Source organism: Streptomyces sp. AHU1 (assembly GCF_045343905.1).
GTDB lineage: Bacteria > Actinomycetota > Actinomycetes > Streptomycetales > Streptomycetaceae > Streptomyces > Streptomyces triticiradicis.
In genome coordinates this window covers 1437112-1461127 of sequence record NZ_CP174283.1, presented here as the reverse complement: position 1 = coordinate 1461127, position 24016 = coordinate 1437112, and the positions used below count along the sequence as shown (strand labels likewise).

The window sequence follows — 24016 nt, the reverse complement described above, 5'->3', positions numbered from 1 at the left end:
GGCCGGCGAGGCCCGCGCGGGTCCCTCAGCTCTCCTTCTCGCTCGCGATCGCGTTGACCGCGGCCGCGGCGATGGCGCTGCCGCCGCGGCGGCCCCGTACGACCAAGTGGTCCAGGCCGGAGGGGTGTTCGGCCAGGGCTTCCTTCGACTCGGCGGCGCCGACGAAGCCCACGGGGACACCGATGACCGCGGCGGGGCGCGGCGCGCCCTCCTCGATCATCTCCAGGAGCCGGAACAGCGCGGTGGGAGCGTTGCCGACGGCCACCACGGCGCCGTCCAGGTGGTCGCGCCACAGTTCCAGGGCCGCAGCGCTGCGCGTGGTGCCCAGTTCCGCCGCGAGTTCGGGGACCGACGGATCGGAGAGCGTGCAGATCACGTCGTTGTCCGCGGGCAGCCGCTTGCGCGTGATCCCGCTCGCGACCATGGAGACGTCACAGAGGACCGGCGCGCCCGAGCGCAGGGCCTCGCGGGCGCGGGTCACGACGAGGGGTGTGTAGGCGAGGTCGTCGACGAGGTCCACCATGCCGCAGGCGTGGATCATCCGGACCGCGACCTGGCTGACATCGGCGGGCAGGGCCGCGAGATCCGCTTCAGCGCGGATGGTGGCAAAGGACTCGCGGTAGATGGCCGCGCCGTCCTTCTCGTAGTCGAACACAGTCTTCTCGCTCATCCGTCGGCGTTCCGGGCACGTGCGGCCACCGGAGACCGACCGGAGGGCACGGGTACGGGCGCGAGCATACCGATCATCATGAGAGCGCCGTTCCGTCCGGGCCGTCCGGGCCGTCAGGGGTGAAGCGGGCGTCCGGCTCGTGGTCCGGGACGTTCATCCGTGCGAGGTCTCGGCCATGTCGACGGCTTCGGAGCCCTCGCGGCGCATCCGCTCGATGCCCCAGGCGCCGAGCGGCCCGAGCGCTTGATTGAGCGTGCGCCCGTGCTCGGTCAGGGAGTACTCCACCCGCGGCGGCACCTCGGCATGAACCTCCCGGTGCACGAGACCGTCCTCCTCCATCTCGCGCAGGTGCTGCGTCAGCATCTTCTCGCTCACTCCCGGCAGACCGCGGCGGAGTTCGGCGAAGCGGCGTACGCGATGGGAGTCGAGTTCCCAGAGGATCAGTCCCTTCCATTTGCCGCTCACCACGTCGAGCGCGGCGTCGATGCCGCAGATGTAAGGCCCGTTTCTCGGCGCCTTGGCCATCGCTGATCCCCCTTACGGAAAGGTAAGTACCCAAGAAAATAGTAGGTACTTCTGAAAGTGGTGACACTCTTCGACCATGGAGGGGTGAACAGGCGACAGAACCACACCATCAGGCAGGACAGCGCTGTCACCGTGATCGGGCTCGGCCCGATGGGCCGGGCGATGACCCGCACCCTCCTCACGGCCGGTCACCCGGTCACCGTCTGGAACCGCACCGCCGGTCGGGCCGACGGCGTCGTCGCCGACGGAGCGACACTCGTGGCGACACCCGGCGAAGCGGTCGAAGCGAGTGGCCTCGTGATCCTCAGCCTCACCGACTACCGGGCGATGTACGACATCCTCGACGACGCCACCGGATCGCTCGCCGGCCGGACACTGGTCAACCTGAGCTCCGACACCCCCGACCGCTCACGCGAGGCAGCCACCTGGGCGGCGGGCCACGGCGCCGCCTTCCTCACCGGAGGGGTCATGGTCCCCGCGCCGATGGTCGGCACGGAGGCGGCCCATGTGTACTACAGCGGCCGCGGCCACGTGCTGGAGAGCCACCTGGCGGCGTTGACACCGCTCGGAACACCGAAGTACCTGGGCGATGACCCGGGCCTCGCCCAGATGATGTACCAAGCCCAACTCGCGGTGTTCCTCACCACCCTCTCCGGACTGATGCACGCCACCGCGATGCTGGGTACCGCGGGAATGCGGGCCGGGGAGGCGCTGCCGGAGCTGCTCTCCTCCGCCGACTCGCTCGGCGACATCCTGAGGGCCGGTGAGGAGAACCCCGGCACCGCGCTCGACGCCGGAGAGCATCCCGGCGACCTCAGCACGGTCACCATGATGGGCGCGACGTCCGACCACATTGTCGAGACCAGCACGTCACTCGGCCTCGACCTCGCGCTCCCCCTCGCCGTGCAGGCCCACTACCGGCGCGCGATCGAGAACGGACACGGCGGCGACAACTGGACCCGCATCATCGACGGCATCCGAGGACCGCGCCCCCGTACCTGACCCGGTACGGGGGGCGGTCTCAGGAGAAGGGGCGGTCTCAGGGCGAGTTGTCCACCGCCCCGCTCAGCGACAGCGCGAACCGGCCCTCCGAGTCCGTCCACCAGTGGGTCAGGGCGAACCCCGCCGCGGCCAGTTCACCGCGGACGCCGTCCGCGCGGAACTTCGCCGAGATCTCGGTCCGCAGTTCCTCGCCCTCCGCGAAGTGGACCGCCAGGTCCAGTGCCGGGATCTTCACGGTCTGCGCGACGCGCGACCGCAGCCGCATCTCGATCCACTCGTTCTCGGGGTCCCAGAGGGCCACGTGCTCGAAGGCGTCGAGGTCGAAGTCGGCGCCGAGTTCACGGTCGACGACGCTCAGCACGTTCTTGTTGAACGCGGCCGTGACCCCGGCCGCGTCGTCGTAGGCGGTGACGAGCACCGACGCGTCCTTGACCAGGTCGGTGCCGAGCAGCAGGGTGTCGCCGGGCGACAGCAGCGACCGTACGGACGCCAGGAACGTCGCGCGTTCGGCGGGGAGCAGATTGCCGATCGTGCCGCCGAGGAAGGCCACGAGCCGCGGCCCGGGGGTGTCCGGGAGCGTGAGACCGGAGGTGAAGTCGGCGATCAGCGCGTGGACGTTCAGGCCGGGCCGCTCGGCGATCAGCGCGTGACCGGCTTGGACGAGCGCGCTCTCGCTGACGTCCACGGGAACGTAGGTGTGCAGCTCCGGCATCGCGTCCAGCAGATGGCGGGTCTTCTCCGAGGAGCCGGAACCGAGCTCGACGAGCGTGCGCGCTCCGCTCGCCGCGGCGATCCCGCCGGCTCGCGCGAGCAGGATCTCGCGTTCCGCCCGCGTCGGGTAGTACTCGGGGAGTTCGGTGATCTTCTCGAAGAGCGCGCTGCCGTGGGCGTCGTAGAACCACTTCGGCGGCAGGGTCTTGGGCTGGTGTCCGAGGCCGTGCAGGACGTCGGCACGCAGCGCCGCGTCCGTGGCGTCCTCGGGAAGGGTGCGGGTCAGCAGGAACGGACTCACGTACGGGGCTCCTTGCGCTGTGCGGGTGCCGTGTCTTCGCTCATGTCCTTGAGCGGGGTGAGCAGTACGTCGGTGCGGTTCGCGGTGAGGAGGGTGCGGTCGGGGACCTCGCGCCAGAGCGGGTCGTCGTCGTGCGGCTCGGAGGCCACGAGGGTGCGGCGGCCGGGTTCGATCAGGTACCAGAGGGTGTCGCCCCAGGCGGTCGCGGTGATCGTCTCGCCGTCGGTGAGCAGCAGGTTGAGCCGGGAGCCGGGGGCCGCCTCGGCGACCTCCACGACGGTGTCGGCCATCGCCTGGCCCCCCTCGTCACCGGAACGCAGCCGGTGCAGGAGCAGCGCCCACACGAACGCCGAGTCGCACCGGGCCTCCAGCGACAGCAACTCGGCCGGGGGCAGGCCCAGCACGAGCGGGGCGAGCGCCCCGGGCCAGCCGGTGACCGCGCCGTTGTGGCTGAACAGCCAGGGGCCCGCGGCGAACGGTGCCGCGGCGGCCTCCCCGTCCGCGCCCGCCACGGTCGCGTCCCGCACCGCGGCGAGCAGCGCCCGCGTCCCGACCACCCGGGCCAGGTCCGCGAACGACTGGTCGCCCCAGACGGGACCGGTGCGGCGGTAGCGGGCGGGGACCGGGTCCCCGTCGGCGTACCAGCCCACGCCGAAGCCGTCGGCGTTGACCGTGCCGTAGCGCTGGCGGCGGGGTGCCCAGGACTGCCGGTAGAGGCTGTGCTCCGGCTGGAGGAGGAGCGTTCCGAGCCTCTCCTCGTCCCCCAGGTACGCCAGATGACGGCACATCAGGCGTCCCCGTCGCGTGCCGTGCGGAACCCGGAGAAGATCTGCCGCCGGATCGGATGGTCCCAGTTGCGGAACGTGCCCCGGCAGGCCACCTGGTCCACCGCGAACGAACCGCCGCGCAGGACCTTGTACTCCGGGCCGAAGAACACCTCCGAGTACTCCCGGTAGGGGAACGCCACGAACCCGGGGTAGGGCTCGAAGTCGCTCGACGTCCACTCCCACACGTCACCGATCAACTGCCGTACGCCGAGCGGCGAGGCGCCCGCCGGATAGCTGCCCGCCGGAGCCGGGCGCAGATGGCGCTGGCCCAGGTTGGCGTGGACGGGCGAGGGGTCCTCGTCACCCCATGGGTAGCGCGTGGAGCGGCCGGACACCGGGTCGTGGCGGGCCGCCTTCTCCCACTCGGCCTCGGTGGGCAGCCGCCGCCCCGCCCAGCGCGCGTACGCGTCGGCCTCGTACCAGCACACGTGCAGCACCGGCTCCTCGGGCGGAACGGCCTCCGTCACCCCGAACCGGCGCCGCAGCCACTGTCCGCCCTCGCGCCGCCAGAACAGCGGTGCCTCGATGCCGTGCGCGCGGATGTGCTCCCAGCCCGCGGGGGTCCACCAGCGCTCCTCGCCGTAGCCGCCGTCCTCGATGAAGGCCTGGTAGGCGGCGTTCGTGACCGGAGTGGTGTCGATGAAGAACGACGGGACCGTGCGCCGGTGCGCGGGGCGCTCGTTGTCGAGCGCCCACGGTTCGGCGGAGGTGCCCATCACGAACGGGCCGCCGGGCACCAGGACTTCGGCGGGTCCGGTGAACGGCGCGGCGGGAGCCGGGTCGGGTGCCGTGAGGGCGGCGGGTCCGCGCCGGAGCTGATGGGTGATCAGCATGGTCTCGTCGTGCTGCTGTTCGTGCTGGGCGATCATGCCGAAGGCGAACCCCGACTCGGTCAGCCGGGCGCCCTCGAACGCGGCGCCCTCCAGGACGTCCAGCGCCCGGCCGCGCACCTCGGCCGCGTACGCACGGGCCTCGGCGGGCGGCAGCAGCGGCAGCGATGGCCGTTCGGAGCGCGCGTGCTCGAACGCGTCGTAGAGCCCGTCTATCTCGGGCCGCATCGCCTCGCGCCCCGCGACCGCCCGCAGCAGCCACAGTTCCTCCTGGTTGCCGATGTGCGCGAGGTCCCACACGAGCGGTGACATCAACGGCGAGTGCTGCGCGGTCAGTTCGGGGTCCTCCACGCAGGAGGTGAGCAGGGCGGTGCGGTCGCGGGCGGTGGTGAGCGCGTCCAGCGCGCGCTGCCGGAGCGTCTCCGGATCGGTGAGGCGGTCGGAGGCGGTCGTGCCGGTCATGTGCTGATGTCCTTCCCGTGGGGCCGACCGTGCGGGCGGTGCCCGGGACGGCCGTCGTGGTGGGACGCGGCCGCGCCGGCCAGGTCGTCCGCGGGGCAGCGGCCCCGGGCCACATAGCGGTCGGTGAACTCGGCCACCGCGTCGAGCACCTCGGTGGTGGCGCCGAGCCGGGGCAGGGCCTCGTACGCCGCCGCGAAGCAGATCGCCGCGGCCTCGCGCAGCTCCGGATCGGCGAGGCCGTACCGCGCGGCGTCCCGCCACAGCGGGTTGCGCGGCGCCGGAGCGGAGCCCGCCCGCTCCGCGAGGGGCTTGACGGTCCGGTACGCGGTCTCGGCCGCGTCCGGGTCGTCGAACAGCGCCGCCGTCACCGCGAGCGGCACGATCCAGCCGTCCTCACCCGGCTGCGCGTCGATCATGCGGAGCTCCAGATGACCGCGCGGCCGGACCGGCGGGAACAGCGTGGTCATGTGGTACGCGAGGTCCTCCCGGTCCGGTGGCGCGGCGGACCGCGTCCAGGCCCGGAAACTGAGGTCCTCCGGGACCTCCCAGGGCCCCCGGGCCGCCCGTACGCACATCACCGGCGCGTCCAGCACCCGCCGGGCCCAGGCCGCACGGGGATCGCCGCCCAGGGGCGGAGCGTCGGTGCGCCCGGGGTCCATCGACGCCCACAGCGACTGCCGGGTGGAACGCCAGCCGGTGTGCCGTCCGCGGGCCATCGGGGAGTGGGCGAACGCGGCCACCAGGACCGCGCCGAGCTGATGGGCCAGCCACCAGCGGCGCCCGTGCCCGAGCGGGCCCGGCTCCTCGTACCCGGCGTCCAGGCACACCTGGACCGAGGCCGACGTGCACATCATGGCGCGGCCCTCGGGCCCCGTGCGGTCGAGATACCGCTCCATGGCGTCGTACCTGGGCTCATGGAGATAGCGGCTCGGGGGGTTCCAGGGGTCCTGGCCGAAACCGCTGAGGCCGAGGTCCGCCTCGCGCAGGACGGCGCGTACGGCGTCGAGATCGGCCGAGACGGACCCCACGCACTCCATCAGGGAGGTGGCGGGTGCGGAGCTGAGCTCCAGCTGTCCTCCGGGTTCGACGGTGAGCGCCGAACGCAGGGGCAGGGTCCGCAGTGCGGCATAGGCCGCTTCGAGTCGTTCGGGTGCCACGGGGAGCCGCGGGCCGCGCAGCTCGTGGACGAGCCATTCCACTTCGACACCGAGGAAACGGGGCGGACCGGTCTTGAAACAGATGCCGCGGACCAGTGCTTCCACCTCGGCCTCGGTGACGTAGGAGCGATGTTGCTCCGTACAGTCACTCACCGAATCGGACATGTCGGGATCCTCCTGAGATTCCACCATGCCGCCGGCCCGGGGTCTGGTGGGCCGGACCGACAACGACCGTTCCACCCAAGACCTTCTTCGCGGTTCGCACAAGGGTGCAAATCGTTTCTTCGGGGACCGGGAAGCACTGTTCGCGGAGCCGCGAAACTCTGTTGCGCCGCATGACCAGCATCGCTCACGATGCGTTCATGGGCACGACGGGGGAGTACACGCAGGCCGCGCCCGTGGCGCGTACGGGGGTGGCGCCATGAGCGCGCGCCTGCGTGCGATCGCCCGGGAGACCGAGGAGATCGTGTCCGCCGGCGGCTACCGCGCTCCCTCCGGGGGCGCGGTGTCCATCGCCGAGGCGGTGGAGGCGGCACGGGCCGGGACACGGATGTACGGACCGGAACCGGTGGGGACGCCGTCGGTGACGCCGGTCGTCACGTCCTTCGAGGTCACGGGCGAGAGCAGCCTGGAGGCGGCCCGTCGGCTGACCTCCGGGGGCGGGGACCCGGTCGCCGTGCTGAACTTCTCCTCGGCGCGCAATCCCGGCGGCGGCTATCTGAACGGCGCGCAGGCCCAGGAGGAGGCCCTGTGCCGGGCCTCCGCGCTGTACACCTGTCTGCTGCGGGCCCGTGGTTTCTACGAGCACCATCGCGCCCACCGTGACGCGTTCTACACGGACCGTGTCATCCATTCGCCCGGTGTGCCGGTCTTCCGGGACGACCGCGGCCGGCTCCTCGACGAGCCGTTCCGGGCCGGTTTCCTGACCGCGGCGGCCCCGAACGCCGGGGTCGTCCTGCGCACCGACCCGCGGCGGGCGGCCGACCTGCCGGAGGCGCTGGCGGTCAGGGCCGAACGCGTCCTGGAGACGGCCGCCGCCCACGGCTACCGCCGCCTGGTCCTCGGGGCCTGGGGCTGCGGGGTGTTCCGGAACGACCCCGCGCAGGTGGCGCGGGCCTTCCGCGGGGTGCTGGCCGGGGGCCGCCTGGACGGGTACTTCGACCAGGTGGTGTTCGGCGTCCTGGACCGCACACCGGGCCGGACCACCTACGAGGCCTTCGACCGGGTGTTCGCATCCGGACTCCGCCGAGTCTGAGCCCTCACCCGGCACCTCCCACCGGACCCCGCACAAGCCACGCCTCGCGGCGCCCGGCACGCCCCCGATCCCCACGCCTCCCGACGCACCCCTCGCCCCGACGCCCGACGACCGTGGCCGGAGCACCCGGAGCGCCGCGGGATCGTGCGTCCCGCTCCGGGCGACCGTGGCCCGTGGTCGGGCACCGGGGGAGTGTGTGCCGCGTCGGGCGGCCCGTGCTGCCTGGACGCGTGTGGCCGGAGTACCCGGGGTCGTGTGCTGTGTCCGGCTGCCCGGCGACCGTGGCGGGAGCGCTGCGGGATCCTGAGCCCCGCCTCGGGCGACCGTAGCTCGTGGTCGGGCGCCGGGGGAGTGTGTGCCGCGTCGGGCGGCCCGTGCTGCCTGGACGCGTGTGGCCGGAGTACCCGGGGTCGTGTGCTGTGTCCGGCTGCCCGGCGACCGTGGCGGGAGCGCTGCGGGATCGCGCGCCGCGCCCCGGGCGACCGTGGCCTGCGGCCGAGGTGCCGGCGGCGTGCGCCGCGTCCGGCGGTCCGTGTCGCTCGGGACCCGTGCCACGCGTCCGCCGTTCGCGGCGTGTACCCCGTGCCTTGAGAAGCGCGTCCGCCGCTCGCGGCGTGTACCTCGTGCCCCGTGTCCCCGCGAGGCGCGCCCGCGTGTCCCGCGGCGTCAGGGGCGGGCCGCCGCCGGGGTGGCGGAGGCGTTCAGCGCCAGCCGTACCGTTCCCGCAGCCGGTGCACCACGGAGTTGAACCGCATCCGGTCCAGCGCGCACGCCTCCCGGCGCATCCCCTCCTCGTGCAGCCGCAGCACGCGGTCCACGTTCACCCAGGAGTCCCGCCCGGTCCGGTCCCACGGTCCGCTGCCGATCGCCACCCACTCGCGGTCGCCGTTGTGCGCCTTGCTGGAGAGCTGGACGGCGAGCAGGGTGCCCGCGGCCTCCCGCGCCACGACCAGCACCGGGCGGTCCTTGCCCCGGCCGTCGTTCTCCTCGAAGGGCACCCACGTCCAGACGATCTCACCGGGATCGGGGTCGCCGTCGTGCGCGGGGGAGTACTCGGTCCTCACGGGGCCGACCTCGCGAGGCTCGGCCTCGGTGGTCGCGGAGGGGCCGTAGCGGCCGGGGACGTCTTCTTCGGTCTCATCGGTAAACGCGTTCACGCGGGCCACGGTAGAGCCTGTGTTCGAGGCCACGGAGGGCGGGTCCGGGGCCGGAGGGCATCGTGCGGAGCCGGGACCTGGTCCGACTTCCCGGCGGCACCCGCCGCACGGCGCCACGCGCGCCGGCGGAACGGCGTCGGGCGTACGGGAGCCGTGACCCGACTCCCGTACGCCCGCGCCCCGTTGATCGGAACTTACGGTGCCCGCGCGCCTCAGCGCGCCGGCCTCACCCCTCCTTCTCCACGGGCACCTTCTCGCTGACCGGCGCCGCGAACCCGTTGAGCTCCGCGGTCGGGTTCTTGGCCGGACCCCCCTCCGGGTTCATCGAGGCGAGCAACTGGCGTGCCAGGCCCAGGCCGGTGCCACCCATGGTGAGCGCCTTGGCGAACAGGTCCGACATGCCGTCGGCACCGTTGAGCAGCACCATGTGGTCCACGTTGCCGAACGCGCTCGCACCCGCCTGGACGATCTCCGGCCAGTTCTCGGCGAGTTGCTGGGCGACGACCGCCTCCTGGTTCTCGGCCAGCGCGGCGGCCCGGGCCTGGATGGCCTCCGCCTCCGCGAGACCCTGCGCCCGCGTCGCCTCCGCCGCCGCGAGGCCCTTGGCCTTGGCGGCGGCGGCCTCGGCCTCACCGGTGGCCCGGGTCGCCTCCGCGGCCGCCGCACCCCGCGCCTTGGTCGCCTCGGCCTCGGCGGTGGCCGCCGTCTTGACCCGGGTCGCCTCCGCCGCGGCGGCGAGCTCGGTCTCCCTGGCCTTGGCCTGTGCCGCCGAGATCCGCGCGTCGCGCTCGGCCTCGGCCCGCGCCCGGATCTCGTACGCCTTGGCGTCCGCCGGCTTGCGGACGTCCGCCTGGAGCTGCTGCTCGCGGCGGTGCGCCTCCAGTTCGGCGACCCGGGTCTCCTGGACGACGACGTCCTGCTGGGCGGCGGCCGCCGCGAGCGGGCCGGCCATCTGGGCCGTCGCCGCCGCCTTGTCCCGCTCGGCCTGGTAACCGGCCTGCTGGATCTCGCTGTCCCGGGTCGCCTCCGACATCCGTGCCGCGGCCTTCTGCTCGGCCTCGGTGGCCAGCCGGTTCGCCTCGGCCTGCGCGATACGCGCGTCACGCTGCACGGCGGCGGCGTGCGGCATGGCCAGGTTCCGGATGTACCCGGTCGGGTCCTCGATCTCGTGGATCTGCAGCGAGTCGACGATCAGACCGAGCTTCTCCATCTCCGTACCGCACGCGGCCCGGGTCTGACCGGTCAGCTTCTCCCGGTCGCGGATCATGTCCTCGACGGTCAACCCGCCGACGATGGACCGCAGATGACCCGCGAACACGTTGTGCACGCGCTCCGCCATCATCTTCTGCTGGTCGAGGAAGCGGCGCCCCGCGTTGGCGATCGACACGAAGTCGTCGCCCACCTTGAAGATGACCACGCCCCGCACCTTGAGCGGAATGCCCTGGGTGGTCACGCAGTCCACGTGCAGCTCGGTCTCGTTGAGGTCGAGCGAGATCTTCCGCACCGCCTGCACACCCGGTAGCACCAGAGTGCCGCGCCCCGTCACGATGCGGAAACCCATGCCCTCTTCGAGGCCCTCGGTCCGGTGTTTCGAACCGGAGATGATCAATGCTTCGTTGGGCTCCGCGACGCGCCACATGAGCTTGAAGACCACGACGACGAAGACCAGTGCGAGAACGACGGCCCCCGCAACGACGCCGACAACCATCGGCATACGCCCCCTTTGGATGGTGCCCTTTCGGCACCGAACGAACGGGAGTGTGCTCCTCGCCGACAACGGGGTACAGGGCTCGGCGAATCCTTGTCGCGTTCTTGACGCGTACGGTTCTCACCTGGGACAAACGCAGCTCAACTGTCGTATGGACGCAGCGAGTTCGGCCATCGATTCCGCGGGTCGCCGGAGCCGGCCGGAGCGGGAGTCAGTTGTCGTACGCGGCCGAGACGTACACCGTGCGCGGGGGCAGGTACTCCACCACCATCACCACCGTGCCCCGCTCGATGCGGTCCCGCGGCGAGGCCGGATACGCGAGGAAGTGCTCGGCGCCGCCGCGCACCCGGACCATCACCTCGCCGACGAGCCCGGGTCCGACCGTGCCGGTGACCCGTCCCATCAAACCGACCATCGGGGCATCGTCCATGGTCACAGCGTAAGGCTCGAACTCGCCTACGCGGCCGGGGAGTCCGCGACGGTTTCCCGCGGGGGCCACAGTTCGTGCCAGCGCCGGTCCGCCTCCAACTGCGCGGCCAGCGACACCAGCAGGGGTTCGCTGTCGGCCGGGCCGAGCAACTGCGCGCCGACCGGGAGCCCTTCGCCGACGAAGCCCGCGGGGACGTTGACGCCCGGCCAGCCGAGGACGTTCCACGGCCAGGCGTACGGGCAGGCCGCGATCATGGCCCGGTCGGTGCGGACACCGCTCAGGCCGAGCATCGAGCCGATCCGCGGCGGGGGAGCGGCGGTCGTCGGGGCGAGCAGCACGTCGTAGGTGTCGAAGAGCGCGCCGACGCGCCGCTGCAGTCCCGCCTCGGCGCGGCGGGCCGCCCGCAGCGGCGCGCCGCCGAGCAGTCGGCCGAAGCGCGCCGCGCCGTGTGTGCGCGGGTCGAGGAGTTCGGGGAACGGCACGGCGCGGACGTGTTCGGCGATGCCCGCCGTGGCGCGCGGGACGAACGTGAGCCCGATCGGCCCGTAACGCGGGTCGGCCTCCTCGACCGTGTGCCCGAGCGCGGCGAGCCGCTCCGCGAGCGCGAGGACCTTCGCCCGTACGGCGGGGTCGAGCCGTGCGGGCAGCGCGGTGAAGGGCGGTTTCAGCGACAGCGCGATGCGCAGCCGGCCCGGATCGCGGCCCACGGCGTCGCTGACGCGCAGTGCGGCGGGCCGGTGCAGGTCGCCCGCGTGGCTGCCGCTCGCCGCGTCCAGCAGCAGGGCCGCGTCCGCGACGGTGCGGGCGAGCGTGCCGTTGACCGTGATGCCCTGGAAGGACTCCGGGCGCGGCCAGGTCGAGATCCGGCCGCGCTGCGGCTTGATGCCGACCAGATGCGTCCAGGCGGCCGGGATGCGGACCGACCCCGCCCCGTCCGAGCCCAGCGCCGCGGGCACCAGACCCGCGGCCACGGCGGCCGCGGAGCCCCCGGACGAACCGCCCGGGGTGTGTTCGTGGTGCCAGGGGTTGCGGGTCGCGCCGAAGGCCGGGCCCTCGGTGAAGGGCCACTGGCCCAGCTCGCAGGCGTTGGTCTTGCCGACCACGACGGCACCGGCCGCGCGCAGCCGGCGGACCGCCTCGCCGTCCTCGGCCACCGGGGGGAAGTCGCCCCGGCAGCCGAACGCGGTCGGTTCGCCCGCCACGTCCATGTCGTCCTTGACCGCGACCGGCACCCCGAGCAGCGGCCGCCGCCCGCCCGCCGCCAGTTCCGCGTCCGCCGCGTCCGCCTCCGCGAGGGCGGCCTCGGCGCGGACCAGCCGGAAGGCGTTCACCGTGGGCCGGGCCGCCTCGATCCGGGCGAGCGTCCGCTCGACCAGCTCGCGCGAACTCACCTCGCCCGCGTTCAGCGCACGCGCGCTCTCCACCAGCCCTGGGGCACGGTCGGGAACCATCCGGGTCACCTCCGAAGCGGTCGTCTACCGAACGGTAACCTCTGGGCCCGCGCGGCGGTACAGGACGGTCAACCTCCTTTACGGAAGCGGGAGTTCCGTAAACGACGAGTTCGATCGGGTGCCCCGGCGCGAGGCGGTGTCCGGGCCCTCTGCGAGGATGCGTCGCGTCATGGTGCAGATACCGAAACAGTCCGCCGGCCGGCCGGCGCCCGCACGACGTCCCGTACCGACCAGTGCCGACGTGGCACGCCTCGCGGGTGTCTCCCGCGCGACCGTCTCGTACGTCCTGAACAACACCAGCGCCGTCCGGATCAGCGAGCCCACCCGGCGCCGGGTCCGCGAGGCGGCCGAGGAACTCGGGTACGTCCCGCACGCGGCCGCCCGCAGTCTGCGCGCCGGACACAGCCGCATGGTCCTGATGCCCGCCCCGGCCGTTCCCGTCGGCCCGCTCTACCACCGGTTCTTCGCCGAACTCCAGGCGGAGCTCGGCCGGCTCGACTACACCGTCGTGCAGTACGGCAGCGTCGGCCTGCGCGGTGACGAGGCCGCCCGCGCCTGGGCGGAGCTGCGCCCGGTCGCCGTGCTGGTGCCCGGCAGCGGCCTCGGCCTCCAGGGCGTGGCGGTCCTCAAGCGGGCCGGGGCCCGCGCCGTGGTCACCCTGGGCCCCGAGCGGGTCGAGGGCGCCCACGCGCTGCTCATGGACCACGACCGGGTCGGCCACTGCGCGGGTGTCCACCTGCTGGCCCGGGGCCGCCGCCGCATCGGCGTGGTGATGCCCGAGGAGAGCGGCCTGGAGATCTTCTCCCGGCCCCGTCTCGACGGTGTCCGGCGGGCCCTGCGCGACACGGACGCGACGGTGGCCGAGCTGCCGCTCGCGTACGAGGAGGAGGCCGCCGCCCGGCTCGCGGGGCGCTGGCGCTCCCTCGGCCTCGACGCCGTCTTCGGGTACAACGACGAGTACGCGATGCTCCTCATGCGCGCCCTTCAGGACGAGGGCGTCGCCGTCCCGGAGGAGACCGCCGTCGTCGGTGCCGACGACCTCATGCTCGGGCGGCTGCTCAGACCCCGGCTGAGCACCGTGCACCTCGACCTGCCCTCCGGCCGTGACCTGGCCGAACTGGTCGACCGGGTGGTCCGTGAACCGGGTGCCGAGCCCGAGACTCACGAGGTGCTGGGCGCACGCGTCGTGCACCGCGCGTCGAGCTGAGGGAGGCTGGTGCAGCGGCGGGCGACGGGCCTGTCCGCCCGGCCGTGCCGGAGCCCGGCGGCACCGGACAGCGGAGGTGTGTCATGCGGACCACGGTCGGCATCATCGGCGCGGGCCCGGCGGGGCTCCTGCTGGCCCGGCTGCTGCACCGGACGGGGATCGACTGCGTCGTGCTGGAGAGCAGGACGCGCGCGTACGCCGAACGGCGCCAGCGGGCCGGCATGCTGGAGCAGGGCACGGTCGACGTCCTGCGCGCGTGCGGAGCGGGCGAGCGGCTGGACGCCGAGGGTCTGGTCCACCACGGGATCGAGCTGCGCTTCGAGGGGGAGCGCCACCACATCGACTTCCCCGCGCTCACCGGCGGCCGGACCGTCACGATCTACGCCCAGACGGAGATCGTGAAGGACCTCGTCTCCCTCCAACTGGCCGACGGGCCGCCCCTGTTGTTCGAGGCCGAGGCGCTCGCCGTGGAGAAGCCGGAGAGCGCCTCGCCCGTCGTACGGTTCGTGTGCGGGGGGCGTGAGCGGACGCTGGCCTGTGACTGGGTGGTGGGCTGCGACGGCGGCCACGGCGTCGCGCGTGCCGCGTTCCCGGCCGGGACGGGCCGCACGTACGCGCACGACTACCCGTACTCCTGGCTCGGCATCCTCGCCGACGTGCCGCCCTCCTGCGAGGAGTTGGTCTACGCCCGGGGCGCCGGCGGCTTCGCCCTGCACAGCATGCGCTCCCCGTCGGTGTCGCGGCTGTACCTCCAGGTCCCGAACGGCACGGACCCCGGCGACTGGCCCGACGAGCGCGTCTGGGACGAACTGGCCGCGCGTTTCGCGGTCGCCGGGGACTGGCGGCTGGAGCGCGGACCCGTCACCGCCAAGTCGGTCACCCCCATGCGCAGTTGGGTCCACGAGCCGATGCGCCACGGACGGCTGTTCCTGGCCGGGGACGCCGCCCACATCGTGCCGCCGACCGGCGCCAAGGGGCTCAACCTCGCGGTGTCGGACGTACGGCTCCTGGCGCGCGGCTTCGCCGAGCTGCACCGCTCCGGATCGACCGAACTCCTGGACCGGTACTCGGAGTTGGCCTTGGAAAGGGTGTGGCAGGCGACGCGCTTCTCGTACGACATGACTAAGATGTTGCACGCTCAACCAGATGGGGACGCCTTCGAACGCCGGATGCAGCTCGCGCGACTGCGCCGGATCGCGGTGTCCCGCCCCGCCGCCGCCGAACTGGCCGCGAACTACACGGGACTTCCACTGCCCGCAGCCGCGGGGCCCGCCGAGTCCCGCTGGTGATCGGTGGCTGGCTGGTGGTCGGTGGCCGGGTGGGTCGGTACCCAGGAACGGTCACTCGCACGAGTGATGCTTGTCGATGGCGTGGGCGGTCGGGGAACGTGCGGGCTAGGTTCGCGGTCATGGCACGGTTTCGGATGTACCCGACGGGTGAGCAGGCGGGCGTCATGCTCGGCCACTGCGCGCACGCCCGGTACGTCTGGAACCTGGCCGTCGAGCAGCACGCGTACTGGCGCAAGGGCCGCGGGGCGGCGCCCGGCTTCGCCGAGCAGTGCCGTCAGCTCACCGAGGCCCGGCGCGACAACGCATGGCTGGGCGCCGGGAACGCGGACGTGCAGCAGCAGGCGCTGAAGGACTTCGCCAAAGCCAAGAACGCCCGCTTCACCTCTGGGTTCGGTGAGCCGACCTGGCGCCGGAAGCACGTGCACGAGGGCTTTCGCGTCATCGGCACCGACCGCATCGGGGAGTTCGAGGCGGACGGCTCGCCGAAGCTGAACGCGAAGACCGGAAAACAGGTCATGGGCCGCTCGGTCGTGGTGCAGAGGCTCAACCGGCGGTGGGCGCGGGTGAAGGTGCCCGGCTGTGGCTGGGTCCGCTTCCGTCTCAGCCGCAACGGCAAGGGCTCCCGGCTGCCGCAGGCGAAGACGTTCCGTGTCACCTTCCGCAACGGCCGATGGCACATCGCGTTCGCCGTCGTCCCCGCTCCCGTCGAGGGGCCCGGCACGGGTGAGGTCATCGGCATCGACCGGGGCGTGGCCATCACTGCCGCCCTCTCCGACGGGCGGAAGCTGAACTGCCCGCAGCTCACCGTCAGGGAACGCGCGCAGGTCCGCAAGCACCAGCGCCGGGCTGCCCGCGCGCCCAAGGGCAGTGAGCGCAAGGCCGCCGAGTACGCCAGGGCTGCCCGTATCAAGGCTCGTGAGGCGGAGCGGCGCAGGGACTGGTGCGAGAAGACCAGCACGATGCTCGCCCGCGACCACGACGTGGTGCGGTTCGAGAAGCTGGACATCAAGACCATGACCCGCTCGGCCAGGGGCACCGCCGAGCAGCCTGGCAAGCAGGTCAGGCAGAAGGCTGGGCTGAACCGAGTCATCCTCGCCCAGGGCTGGGGCCTGCTGCGGCAGCGCACCGGGCACAAGGCCCCCGGCCGCGTCGAGGACGTACCCGCCCCCTACACCAGTCTGCGCTGCAGTCTCTGCTGGGGGCACCTCCCACGCCCTTGAGGCAGTGGGGGAGGATCGACAAGAACTCGCGCAAGAACCAAGCCGAGTTCTGCTGCTCCTCCTGCGGCTTCACCTGCAACGCCGACACCAACGCAGCAGCCAACGTCGCGGCAGGACAGGGCGGGATCCCCCGCCCCCGGCGAACAGCCGGTGCCGGAGGGGTGACAACGGCCACCAGCCGCTCGAACACCCGTGAACCCCGGCCCCCACGGGCTGGAATCCCCCTCTTTTGAGAGGGGGAGGATGTCAAATCAACGACCAGACCGTCAACGACGAGGCCGTCGCTCCCTTCGGCGGCACGGCCGCCTCCGGAACCGGCGCCCGTTTCGGCGGCGAGGCCAATCTGGACGCCTTCACCGACCTGCGGTGGACGACGGTGCGCGGGGACGTGGCGGGGTACCCCTTCTAGGGGCCGGGAAGTGCGCCGAGGGACTACTCGGCGTTCTTGGCCTGCTGGGCCGCGACCGACTTGCGGACCTCGTCCATGTCCAGCTTCCGGGCCTGCCCGATGACGTCGTCCAGCGCGGCGGCGGGCAGCGCCCCGGGCTGCGCGAAGATCGCGACCTGGTCGCGGACGATCATCAGGGTCGGGATCGACTGGATGTCGAAGGCGGCGGCCAGCTCCGGCTGCGCCTCCGTGTCGACCTTGGTGAAGACCAGGTCGGGGTTGGCCGCGGCGGCCCTCTCGTAGACCGGGGCGAACTGACGGCACGGCCCGCACCACTCCGCCCAGAAGTCGATCAGGACGAACTCGTTGTCCGTGACCGTCTGGTCGAAGTTCTCCTTGGTGAGCTCAACGGTGCTGCTCATTCCATTTCCCTCTTCCTCACGTCCGGGTCATGCCGGTCAGCACAACGCCACCCACCGGGGACCTATTCCGGCTGCGTACCCGTGTGGCCACGGCGCACACCAGCAACCAGACTGGCCCCATGACGGAAACGGAATCCATCGCCTACGACGTCGTGGTGCTCGGTGCCGGACCCGTGGGGGAGAACGTCGCCGACCGCGCCCGCGCCGCCGGCCTCTCCACCGCGGTCGTGGAGAGCGAACTGGTCGGCGGCGAGTGCTCGTACTGGGCGTGCATGCCCAGCAAGGCACTCCTCCGCCCGGCCATCGCCCGCGCCGACGCCCGCCGTGTACCCGGCCTGTCCGCCGCCGTACAAGGCCCTCTCGACGCCTCCGCGGTCCTCGCCCACCGCGACTGGTTCACCTCGGACTGGAAGGACGACGGCCAGCTCGCCTGGCTGGACGGCATCGGGGCCGACTTCCACCGGGGCCACGGCCGGCTCGCCGGAGCGCGCACCGTGACGGTCGACGGACCCGACGGCGAACGCAAGGTGCTGACGGCCCGGCACGCGGTCGCCGTCTGCACCGGCACCCGCGCCCAGCTCCCCGACCTGCCGGGCCTCGACCAGGTCAAGCCGTGGACGAGCCGCGAGGCCACCAGCGCGCACGCCGTGCCCGGACGGCTGATCGTGGTGGGCGGCGGTGTCGTCGCCGCCGAGATGGCCACGGCCTGGCAGGCGCTCGGCTCGCAGGTCACCCTCCTGGTCCGCGGCAAGGGCCTGCTGCCCCGCATGGAGCCCTTCGCCGGGGAACTGGTCGCCGAGGCGCTGGCCGAGGCGGGCGCCGACGTGCGCACCGGCATCTCGGTGACCGCCGTCTCGCGCGAGGGCTCGACGGTGGTCGCCCTCACGGACACCGGCGACCGTATCGAGGCCGACGAGATCCTGTTCGCGACCGGCCGCGCGCCCCGCACCGACGACCTCGGCCTCGAGACGGTCGGCCTGGAGCCGGGCGGGTGGATCGAGGTCGACGACAGCCTCCGCGTCGTCGGCAGCGAATGGCTGTACGCGGTCGGTGACGTCAACCACCGCGCGCTGCTCACCCACCAGGGCAAGTACCAGGCCCGGATCGCGGGTGCCGCCATCGCCGCCCGTGCCGCGGGCGTACCCATCCTCGAGACGGACCCCTGGGGCGCGCACTCGGCCACGGCCGATCACGCGTCCGTCCCGCAATGCGTCTTCACCGACCCGGAGGCGGCGGCCGTGGGCCTGTCCCTCGCGGAGGCGGAGCGGGCCGGACACCGCGTCCGGGCCGTCGACGTCGACATGGCCTCGGTGGCCGGCGCGGGTCTGTACGCGGACGGCTACCGCGGAAAGGCCCGCATGGTCGTCGATCTCGACCGGAGGATCGTCCTCGGTCTCACCCTGGTCGGTCCCGGTGTCGGAGAACTCATCCACTCCGCGACCGTCGCCGTCGTGGGCCAGGTACCGGTCGAGCGCCTGTGGCACGCCGTCCCGTCCTACCCGACGGTCAGCGAGGTCTGGCTGAGGCTGCTGGAGGCGTACCGGGACGCGTGAGCACGGGTGTGGCGGCGGGCCCGCCGTGCGGCCGGTGTCCGGCCACGCGGCGGCCCGCCCCGTGACCCGCTCAGGCCAGGGTCACCAGTTCCCGGTACTCCTCGCTCCACAGGTCCTCGTCCGCGTCCGGAAGGAGCAGGACCCGGTCCGGGCGCAGGGCGTCGACGGCGTCCTCGTCGTGGGTGACCATGACGAGCGCGCCCGGATACGTGGCCACTGCGGCCAGGACCTCGGCCCGGGAGGCCGGGTCCAGGTTGTTGGTGGGCTCGTCCAGGAGGAGCACGTTCGCGCCCGAGTGGACGAGCCCCGCCAGGGCGAGCCGGGTCTTCTCGCCCCCGGAGAGGACCCCGACCCGCTTGTCGGCGTCGTCGCCCGCGAACAGGAACGAGCCGAGCACCCTCCGCACGTCGCCGTCGTCGAGGTGCGGCGCCGCGGCGGCGAGGTGGCCGCGGACCGTACCGGCCGGGTCCAGGGTGTCGTGCTCCTGCGCGAAGTAGCCGAGGCGCAGCCCGTGCCCCCGCACCACCCGCCCGCCGTCCGGATCGTCGTGACCGGCGAGCAGTCGCAGCAGCGTGGTCTTGCCCGAGCCGTTCGGGCCGAGGACCACCAGGCGGCTGCCCCGGTCGACGGCGAGGTCGACGCCCGCGAGGACGCGCAGATCGCCGTACGACTTGGCCAGCGCGACCGCGCCGAGCGGCATCCGTCCGCACGGGGCCGGTTCGGGCAGCCGGATCCGGGCCACCTTCTCCGTCCGCCGGACCGCTTCCAGTCCGGCGAGCAGGCGGTCGGCGCGGCGGTCCATGTTCCTGGCGGCCACGGCGGTCGCCACGTTCGAGCGCATCTTGTCGGCCTGCGCGTGCAGGGCCGCCGCCTTGCGCTCGGCGTTCGCGCGCTCCCGGGCCCGCCGCCGCTCGTCGGCGTCGCGCTGGGCGAGGTAGGCCGTCCAGCCGGTGTTGTGCACGTCGAGCGTGGCGCGGTGCGGGTCCAGGTGGAAGACGCGGTTGACCACGTCGGCCAGCAGGGAGGTGTCGTGACTGATGAGGACGAGCCCTGCCCGACGGGTCGCCAGGAACCCGCGCAGCCAGGCGACCGAGTCGGCGTCCAGGTGGTTCGTCGGCTCGTCGAGGAGCAGGGTGCCGTCGTCCGAGAAGAGGATGCGGGCCAGTTCGACGCGCCGCCGCTGTCCGCCGGACAGGGTGCCTATCGGCTGGTCCATCACCCGGGCCGGCAGACCGAGACCCGCGGCGACCCGGGCCGCCTCGGCCTCGGCCGCGTACCCGCCGCGCGCCTGGAACTCGGCCTCGGCGCGCGCGTAGGCGTTCATCGCGCGTTCGGATCCGTCGGCCATCGCGGTCTCGGCCGCCCGCAGGGCCCGTACGGCTCGGTCGAGACCCCGGGCGGACAGGATCCGGGCGGTGACCGTGACCGTGGGGTCCGCCGCGCGCGGGTCCTGGGAGAGGTGACCGACCGCTCCGGTGCGGGAGACGGAACCGGTGGCGGGAGACCGCTGCCCCGCGAGGGTGCTCAGCAGGGTGGTCTTGCCGGCGCCGTTGCGGCCGACCAGGCCGATGCGGTCGCCGGGGGAGACGGTGAAGGAGATGTCGGACAGCAGCAGACGGGCGCCGACGCGCACGTCGACACCGCGAACGGTGATCATGGGAAAACGCTCCAGAGGTCAATCGGCTCGAGGACACACGTGTGGCGTGGAAGCGGGTCCTGGAGCTAAGAGACACGGGGCGTGGACATGCCCGCAGGCTATCGGAGCGGGGGCCGGAGCGCCTGCGATTTACCGGCCGGGGAGGCCCGGCGGCCGCCTCCCCGGGGAGGCCCGGCGCGGCACCCGGCCGAGGCGGACCGGGGCGTCACCGGCAGGCGCGGCCCGGAGGAGCGGAGGCCGGGCGGCCCGGCGGGAAGGCCGCCGAGCGGTCATGGCCGTGGTCCGGCGGGCGGAGCCGGCGGCCGGGTGCGGAGCCCAGGGCCGACTGCGACGCGGAGGTCCGCGGCCGGGCGTGACCCGAGGGCACCCTGCCGGACTGATGCCCGGGGCGGGCCCCGGGCATCAGTCCGGCAGGGTGAAGCCCAGCGCTTCGGCGGCCCGCTCCGGCGTCGGCTGGGACCAGAGTTCCGCCGCCGCCTGGTTCGACGACAGCGAGCGCGGCTCCGCGCGGTCGAGGTAGAGCACGCCGTCCAAGTGGTCCGTCTCGTGCTGGACGATGCGCGCGGGCCAGCCGCCGAACACCTCGTCGACGGCGTGCCCGTGCTCGTCCAGCGCCGTCAGCCGCACCTCCGCGTGCCGGGCCACCACGGCCTGCCAGCCCGGAACGCTGAGGCAGCCCTCGAAGAACGCCGCCCGCCGCGTGCCGATCCCGTCGTACGAGGGATTGACCAGCACCCGGAACGGCTGCGGCACCCGCCCGCGCACGAGCCGCACCTCGTCCGGGACCGGCGCGGGATCCTCGATGACGGCGATCCGCAGCGGCACACCGACCTGGGGCGCGGCGAGACCGACACCGGGCGCCGCGTGCATCGTGGCGCGCAGGGCGGCGACGAACCGGGCCAGCAGCGCCGGGTCCAGCTGTCCGTCGAACGGCTCCGTGCCCCGGCGCAGTACGGGGTCGCCGGCCGCGACGATCGGCAACGGCCCCTCGTGGCCGAGGAGTTCTTCGACCAGGTCGCTCAGGGGGATGCGCGGGGCGCTGCGGTCACGTTCGGATGCCATCCCGCCAGGATGCCAAGCCGTACCAGGGTGATCGAGGCGGCGCGAGGGGAGTCCGCCGACTTTCCCCGCGCGCCGCGGGTCACCTCGATCTCACCCGGACAGGCCCCGGGTCACCGGGGCGGGGCCGGTCGAGCCCCCTCGAACTCGCCCCCGAGCGCGGACGCGATCCGCAGGTGCGACGCGGCCTCCTCGGGGCGGCCGAGGCGCTGGAGGGTGCGGCCCAGCATCAGACGGGCGTAGTGCTCGACCGGGTCGATTTCCACGAGGGTGCGCAACTCGGCCTCGGCGCGGCTCAGTTGGGCAGAGTGGTAGTAGGAGCGCGCCAGCAGCAGCCGGGGTCCGGTCTGCTCCGGCACCTCCTCGACCAGTCCGCCCAGGACGCGCGCGGCCGCCGCGTAGTCCTTGGCCTCGAAGAACATCCGCCCCCGCTCCCAGCGTTCCGCGGCCGTCCCGTGGTCGTAGTACGTCGTGTCCACCGCTGACCTCCTTCGGCGCCCACAACCACGAGGATCGGTTGAATATTCCACGACCTTGCGGGGGTGCGGGAGCGTGGCTCCGGGGCGTCCGGCGGCGCTCCGCGCCGGGTCACTCCCCGGCGAGTTCCGCGTCGGCCCGCTCCGTCACCAGGGCCAGCACGCGTGCGACGACGGCCAGGTCCTCCGCCGGGATCCCGGCGTACACCCGGGAGGCGATCTCGTCGCCCGCGGCGCGGATCGACGAGAACAGCTCCCGGCCGGCGTCCGTCAGGGACACCCGCTCGGGCGTCGGCTCCTCCAGGAGCCCCCGGGCCGTGAGTTCCCCGACGGTTCGCCGGGCCGCCGACTCGTCGATCTTCAGGCCGGCGGTGAGCCGGCCGACGACCAGGGCCCGCTCGACGGTCCCGCCGTCGCCGGACGCCGCGGCCCGCAGGGCCACCGACTGCTCGAAGGTGGTGCCGCTGCGGGCCAGCACCCGCTCCAGGGCGGCGCGGCTCGCGTAGTGGGCGAGGCCGATGGCCTGGCCGTTGAAGGGGGCGACAGGAGTGGTCATGACTGCTCCTCGGGTGAAATCTCTGCGGAAGGTGGGGGCGTCCCGCCGGGACGCGGCCCGGCCCCGGTGCGCGGATCGAGCGGTACGTCGAGCAGGACGGCCAGCTCGTGACCGAACGCCCGTGCGCGTTCGCCGCCGAGCCCGCCCAGTGGTTCGAGGAGCTGCTCCAGCAGGTCCTGGACCACGGAGATGGCGCGGAGGGTGATCTCGCGCCCGTCGTCGGTGAGGGTCAGCCGCACCGCGCGGGGGTCGGACGGATCCCGGGTGCGGTCGAGAAGGCCGGCCGCCTCCAGGGAACGGGCCAGTTTCGAGACGTAGAGCGGTTCGAGTCCGGTGTGGTCGGCGAGCCGGCGCTGACTGGGGTGCTCTCCGGCCCGGTGCATGCCGTACAGCGACGCCACCAGCGAGTACTGCGCGTGCGTCAGGCCCAGCGGGCCCACGGCCCGGTCCACCGCGACGCGCCACTTCGTCGACAGGCGCCAGACGAGGAACCCGGGCGTCGCGTTCTCGGAAACCGGCTTCACTGAACTCATGCAGGAAACATTACATGGCTACTATGTCCATGGCTACCGTTTTCGTGAACGATGGACGGTGCGCCGGGGGCCCCGGCCGCCACGTCGGTTCCGGGCCGAGTGTCCCTGAATGGGCGGATCGATGACCTGACGAGAAGCCCCCGGCGGGACTAGGTTGTGCGCCATGAGCAATCTTGATCGGGAACCGGTTCCCGCCCCCTGCGGCGGCCGCGGGTTCGTGGTGGCCGAGCCGGTGCGCGAACTCCTCAGCCCCCGCCGGGTCAAGCTCGGCGAGTCCAGCGAGGTCCGCCGTCTGCTGCCCAATCTGGGCCGGCGCATGGTCGGCGCGTGGTGCTTCGTCGATCACTACGGTCCCGACGACATCGCCGACGAGCCCGGCATGCAGGTCCCGCCGCACCCGCACATGGGCCTGCAGACCGTCAGCTGGCTGCACGAGGGCGAGGTGCTGCACCGCGACTCCACGGGCAGTCTCCAGACGATCCGCCCCCGCGAACTCGGCCTCATGACCTCGGGCCGCGCCATCAGCCACTCCGAGGAGAGCCCCCGAGCCCACTCCCGCCTGCTGCACGGCGCCCAGCTCTGGGTCGCGCTGCCGGACGGTCACCGGCACACCGACCCGCACTTCGAGCACCACGCCGAACTGCCCGTCGTCACCGCCCCCGGACTGCGGGCCACGCTCCTGCTGGGCACGCTCGACGGCGCGGCCTCGCCCGGTACGACGTACACGCCGATCGTCGGTGCCGACCTGGCCCTCGCGGGCGGCGCGGACGTACGCCTGCCGCTGGAGCCCGACTTCGAGTACGCCGTCCTCTCCATGTCCGGCGAGGCCGAGGTCGACGGCGTACCGGTGCTCCCCGGCTCCATGCTCTACCTCGGCTGCGGCCGCGCCGAGCTCCCGCTGCGCGCCGTGAGCGACGCGGGCCTCATGCTGCTGGGCGGTGAGCCGTTCGAGGAGGAGCTGATCATGTGGTGGAACTTCATCGGCCGCACCCAGCAGGAGATCGAACAGGCCCGGGAGGACTGGGCCAAGGGCGCGCGCTTCGGTGAGGTGAAGGGGTACGACGGGGTGCCGCTGTCGGCCCCGGAACTGCCCCCGCTGCCACTGAAGCCGCGCGGACGGGTGCGCTGACCCGAGGTCCCGGCCGTGGCGCACGCCCCTCGCGGGGACGC

The 24016-nt window shown here is 73.2% G+C and carries 23 protein-coding genes and 1 pseudogene; 8 read left to right on the top strand and 16 right to left on the bottom strand.

What is annotated here, in order from left to right; all coding sequences use genetic code 11:
- Window positions 1–25 precede the first annotated feature (25 nt).
- Together ACICHK_RS06720 and ACICHK_RS06715 are read right to left on the bottom strand one after the other, a co-directional pair.
- Entirely contained in the window at window positions 26–670 is a 645-nt protein-coding gene (locus ACICHK_RS06720) for a precorrin-8X methylmutase (protein WP_406836182.1), read from the bottom strand.
- Between the two features lie 153 nt (window positions 671–823).
- Window positions 824–1195: a winged helix-turn-helix transcriptional regulator gene (locus tag ACICHK_RS06715; protein WP_406836181.1), complete on the bottom strand. Its 372-nt coding sequence runs from the start codon at window positions 1193–1195 to the stop codon at window positions 824–826.
- An 84-nt stretch (window positions 1196–1279) separates the two neighbouring features.
- Here ACICHK_RS06715 and ACICHK_RS06710 point away from each other — a divergent pair, with 84 nt between their 5' ends.
- Entirely contained in the window at window positions 1280–2197 is a 918-nt protein-coding gene (locus ACICHK_RS06710) for an NAD(P)-dependent oxidoreductase (protein ID WP_406836180.1), read from the top strand.
- A gap of 37 nt (window positions 2198–2234) precedes the next feature.
- Here the strand turns inward: ACICHK_RS06710 and egtD are convergent, their stop codons facing one another.
- The 4 genes from egtD to egtA are packed head-to-tail and all read right to left on the bottom strand — an operon-like array spanning window position 2235 to window position 6650.
- Complete coding sequence (egtD, locus tag ACICHK_RS06705) at window positions 2235–3209, bottom strand: L-histidine N(alpha)-methyltransferase (protein ID WP_406836179.1); 975 nt, start codon at window positions 3207–3209, stop codon at window positions 2235–2237.
- Window positions 3206–3997: an ergothioneine biosynthesis protein EgtC gene (gene egtC / locus ACICHK_RS06700; RefSeq protein WP_406836178.1), complete on the bottom strand. Its 792-nt coding sequence runs from the start codon at window positions 3995–3997 to the stop codon at window positions 3206–3208. The genes egtD and egtC overlap by 4 nt, the downstream gene beginning before the upstream one ends.
- Entirely contained in the window at window positions 3997–5328 is a 1332-nt protein-coding gene (gene egtB, locus ACICHK_RS06695) for an ergothioneine biosynthesis protein EgtB (RefSeq protein WP_406836177.1), read from the bottom strand. Before egtB ends, egtC begins: the two co-directional genes overlap by 1 nt.
- Window positions 5325–6650, bottom strand: a complete 1326-nt coding sequence (gene egtA / locus ACICHK_RS06690) for an ergothioneine biosynthesis glutamate--cysteine ligase EgtA (RefSeq protein ID WP_406836176.1) — start codon at window positions 6648–6650, stop codon at window positions 5325–5327. The genes egtB and egtA overlap by 4 nt, the downstream gene beginning before the upstream one ends.
- A gap of 256 nt (window positions 6651–6906) precedes the next feature.
- On the opposite strand from egtA, the gene ACICHK_RS06685 reads away from it, so the two are divergent.
- Entirely contained in the window at window positions 6907–7740 is an 834-nt protein-coding gene (locus ACICHK_RS06685) for a TIGR02452 family protein (RefSeq protein WP_406836175.1), read from the top strand.
- A 701-nt stretch (window positions 7741–8441) separates the two neighbouring features.
- Here ACICHK_RS06685 and ACICHK_RS06680 read toward each other — a convergent pair.
- From ACICHK_RS06680 to ACICHK_RS06665, 4 genes are all read right to left on the bottom strand, one after another.
- Window positions 8442–8897 (bottom strand): type II toxin-antitoxin system PemK/MazF family toxin, encoded by a 456-nt coding sequence (locus ACICHK_RS06680; RefSeq protein ID WP_151466963.1) that lies wholly within the window; start codon window positions 8895–8897, stop codon window positions 8442–8444.
- Between the two features lie 226 nt (window positions 8898–9123).
- Window positions 9124–10611, bottom strand: a complete 1488-nt coding sequence (locus ACICHK_RS06675; RefSeq protein WP_151466964.1) for a flotillin family protein — start codon at window positions 10609–10611, stop codon at window positions 9124–9126.
- Window positions 10612–10816: 205 nt separating this feature from the next.
- Window positions 10817–11041 (bottom strand): hypothetical protein, encoded by a 225-nt coding sequence (locus ACICHK_RS06670; RefSeq protein ID WP_406836174.1) that lies wholly within the window; start codon window positions 11039–11041, stop codon window positions 10817–10819.
- A 20-nt stretch (window positions 11042–11061) separates the two neighbouring features.
- A complete protein-coding gene (locus tag ACICHK_RS06665; RefSeq protein ID WP_151466966.1) occupies window positions 11062–12486 on the bottom strand; it encodes an amidase in 1425 nt (474 codons plus the stop codon).
- Between the two features lie 169 nt (window positions 12487–12655).
- On the opposite strand from ACICHK_RS06665, the gene ACICHK_RS06660 reads away from it, so the two are divergent.
- The 4 genes and pseudogenes from ACICHK_RS06660 to ACICHK_RS06645 all read left to right on the top strand — a co-directional run.
- On the top strand, window positions 12656–13693 hold the full coding sequence (locus ACICHK_RS06660; RefSeq protein WP_406836173.1) for a LacI family DNA-binding transcriptional regulator: 1038 nt from the start codon (window positions 12656–12658) through the stop codon (window positions 13691–13693).
- Between the two features lie 83 nt (window positions 13694–13776).
- A complete protein-coding gene (locus tag ACICHK_RS06655) occupies window positions 13777–14982 on the top strand; it encodes a 4-hydroxybenzoate 3-monooxygenase (RefSeq protein ID WP_406836172.1) in 1206 nt (401 codons plus the stop codon).
- A 119-nt stretch (window positions 14983–15101) separates the two neighbouring features.
- Window positions 15102–16202, top strand: coding sequence for an RNA-guided endonuclease InsQ/TnpB family protein (locus ACICHK_RS06650; protein ID WP_406836171.1), 1101 nt, complete (start codon window positions 15102–15104; stop codon window positions 16200–16202).
- A 238-nt stretch (window positions 16203–16440) separates the two neighbouring features.
- Window positions 16441–16611: pseudogene (locus ACICHK_RS06645) on the top strand (aldehyde dehydrogenase family protein); the annotation flags it as partial.
- 23 nt (window positions 16612–16634) lie between these two features.
- On the opposite strand, the gene trxA reads toward ACICHK_RS06645, so the two are convergent.
- Window positions 16635–17012, bottom strand: a complete 378-nt coding sequence (gene trxA, locus ACICHK_RS06640) for a thioredoxin (RefSeq protein ID WP_406836170.1) — start codon at window positions 17010–17012, stop codon at window positions 16635–16637.
- A gap of 119 nt (window positions 17013–17131) precedes the next feature.
- On the opposite strand from trxA, the gene ACICHK_RS06635 reads away from it, so the two are divergent.
- The gene (locus tag ACICHK_RS06635) at window positions 17132–18565 is read left to right on the top strand and encodes an NAD(P)/FAD-dependent oxidoreductase (protein ID WP_151466970.1); all 1434 of its coding nucleotides are present in this window, start codon (window positions 17132–17134) and stop codon (window positions 18563–18565) included.
- Window positions 18566–18635: 70 nt separating this feature from the next.
- Here ACICHK_RS06635 and ACICHK_RS06630 read toward each other — a convergent pair whose 3' ends face one another.
- The 5 genes from ACICHK_RS06630 to ACICHK_RS06610 all read right to left on the bottom strand — a co-directional run bounded on the left by ACICHK_RS06630 (window position 18636) and on the right by ACICHK_RS06610 (window position 22846).
- Window positions 18636–20222 carry an ABC-F family ATP-binding cassette domain-containing protein gene (locus ACICHK_RS06630; RefSeq protein ID WP_406836169.1) on the bottom strand — a complete coding sequence of 529 codons (1587 nt, stop codon included), beginning with the start codon at window positions 20220–20222 and terminating at the stop codon, window positions 18636–18638.
- Between the two features lie 402 nt (window positions 20223–20624).
- A complete protein-coding gene (locus ACICHK_RS06625; RefSeq protein WP_406836168.1) occupies window positions 20625–21284 on the bottom strand; it encodes a peptide deformylase in 660 nt (219 codons plus the stop codon).
- A 110-nt stretch (window positions 21285–21394) separates the two neighbouring features.
- On the bottom strand, window positions 21395–21760 hold the full coding sequence (locus ACICHK_RS06620; RefSeq protein WP_406836167.1) for a tetratricopeptide repeat protein: 366 nt from the start codon (window positions 21758–21760) through the stop codon (window positions 21395–21397).
- A 109-nt stretch (window positions 21761–21869) separates the two neighbouring features.
- On the bottom strand, window positions 21870–22313 hold the full coding sequence (locus tag ACICHK_RS06615) for a MarR family winged helix-turn-helix transcriptional regulator (RefSeq protein ID WP_406836166.1): 444 nt from the start codon (window positions 22311–22313) through the stop codon (window positions 21870–21872).
- The gene (locus ACICHK_RS06610; RefSeq protein WP_406836165.1) at window positions 22310–22846 is read right to left on the bottom strand and encodes a MarR family winged helix-turn-helix transcriptional regulator; all 537 of its coding nucleotides are present in this window, start codon (window positions 22844–22846) and stop codon (window positions 22310–22312) included. Before ACICHK_RS06610 ends, ACICHK_RS06615 begins: the two co-directional genes overlap by 4 nt.
- 163 nt (window positions 22847–23009) lie before the next feature.
- Here ACICHK_RS06610 and ACICHK_RS06605 point away from each other — a divergent pair, with 163 nt between their 5' ends.
- On the top strand, window positions 23010–23975 hold the full coding sequence (locus tag ACICHK_RS06605; protein WP_406836164.1) for a pirin family protein: 966 nt from the start codon (window positions 23010–23012) through the stop codon (window positions 23973–23975).
- The last annotated feature ends 41 nt before the right edge of the window (window positions 23976–24016 follow it).

Bases quoted from the DNA above. Each gene is read 5' to 3' on its own strand.
- ACICHK_RS06720 (WP_406836182.1), bottom strand. From the start codon at position 670: ATGAGCGAGAAGACTGTGTTCGACTACGAGAAGGACGGCGCGGCCATC.
- ACICHK_RS06715 (WP_406836181.1), bottom strand. From the start codon at position 1,195: ATGGCCAAGGCGCCGAGAAACGGGCCTTACATCTGCGGCATCGACGCC.
- egtC (WP_406836178.1), bottom strand. From the start codon at position 3,997: ATGTGCCGTCATCTGGCGTACCTGGGGGACGAGGAGAGGCTCGGAACG.
- egtB (WP_406836177.1), bottom strand. From the start codon at position 5,328: ATGACCGGCACGACCGCCTCCGACCGCCTCACCGATCCGGAGACGCTC.
- egtA (WP_406836176.1), bottom strand. From the start codon at position 6,650: ATGTCCGATTCGGTGAGTGACTGTACGGAGCAACATCGCTCCTACGTC.
- ACICHK_RS06685 (WP_406836175.1), top strand. From the start codon at position 6,907: ATGAGCGCGCGCCTGCGTGCGATCGCCCGGGAGACCGAGGAGATCGTG.
- ACICHK_RS06675 (WP_151466964.1), bottom strand. From the start codon at position 10,611: ATGCCGATGGTTGTCGGCGTCGTTGCGGGGGCCGTCGTTCTCGCACTG.
- ACICHK_RS06665 (WP_151466966.1), bottom strand. From the start codon at position 12,486: ATGGTTCCCGACCGTGCCCCAGGGCTGGTGGAGAGCGCGCGTGCGCTG.
- ACICHK_RS06660 (WP_406836173.1), top strand. From the start codon at position 12,656: ATGGTGCAGATACCGAAACAGTCCGCCGGCCGGCCGGCGCCCGCACGA.
- ACICHK_RS06655 (WP_406836172.1), top strand. From the start codon at position 13,777: ATGCGGACCACGGTCGGCATCATCGGCGCGGGCCCGGCGGGGCTCCTG.
- ACICHK_RS06650 (WP_406836171.1), top strand. From the start codon at position 15,102: ATGGCACGGTTTCGGATGTACCCGACGGGTGAGCAGGCGGGCGTCATG.
- trxA (WP_406836170.1), bottom strand. From the start codon at position 17,012: ATGAGCAGCACCGTTGAGCTCACCAAGGAGAACTTCGACCAGACGGTC.
- ACICHK_RS06635 (WP_151466970.1), top strand. From the start codon at position 17,132: ATGACGGAAACGGAATCCATCGCCTACGACGTCGTGGTGCTCGGTGCC.
- ACICHK_RS06630 (WP_406836169.1), bottom strand. From the start codon at position 20,222: ATGATCACCGTTCGCGGTGTCGACGTGCGCGTCGGCGCCCGTCTGCTG.
- ACICHK_RS06625 (WP_406836168.1), bottom strand. From the start codon at position 21,284: ATGGCATCCGAACGTGACCGCAGCGCCCCGCGCATCCCCCTGAGCGAC.
- ACICHK_RS06615 (WP_406836166.1), bottom strand. From the start codon at position 22,313: ATGACCACTCCTGTCGCCCCCTTCAACGGCCAGGCCATCGGCCTCGCC.
- ACICHK_RS06610 (WP_406836165.1), bottom strand. From the start codon at position 22,846: ATGAGTTCAGTGAAGCCGGTTTCCGAGAACGCGACGCCCGGGTTCCTC.
- ACICHK_RS06605 (WP_406836164.1), top strand. From the start codon at position 23,010: ATGAGCAATCTTGATCGGGAACCGGTTCCCGCCCCCTGCGGCGGCCGC.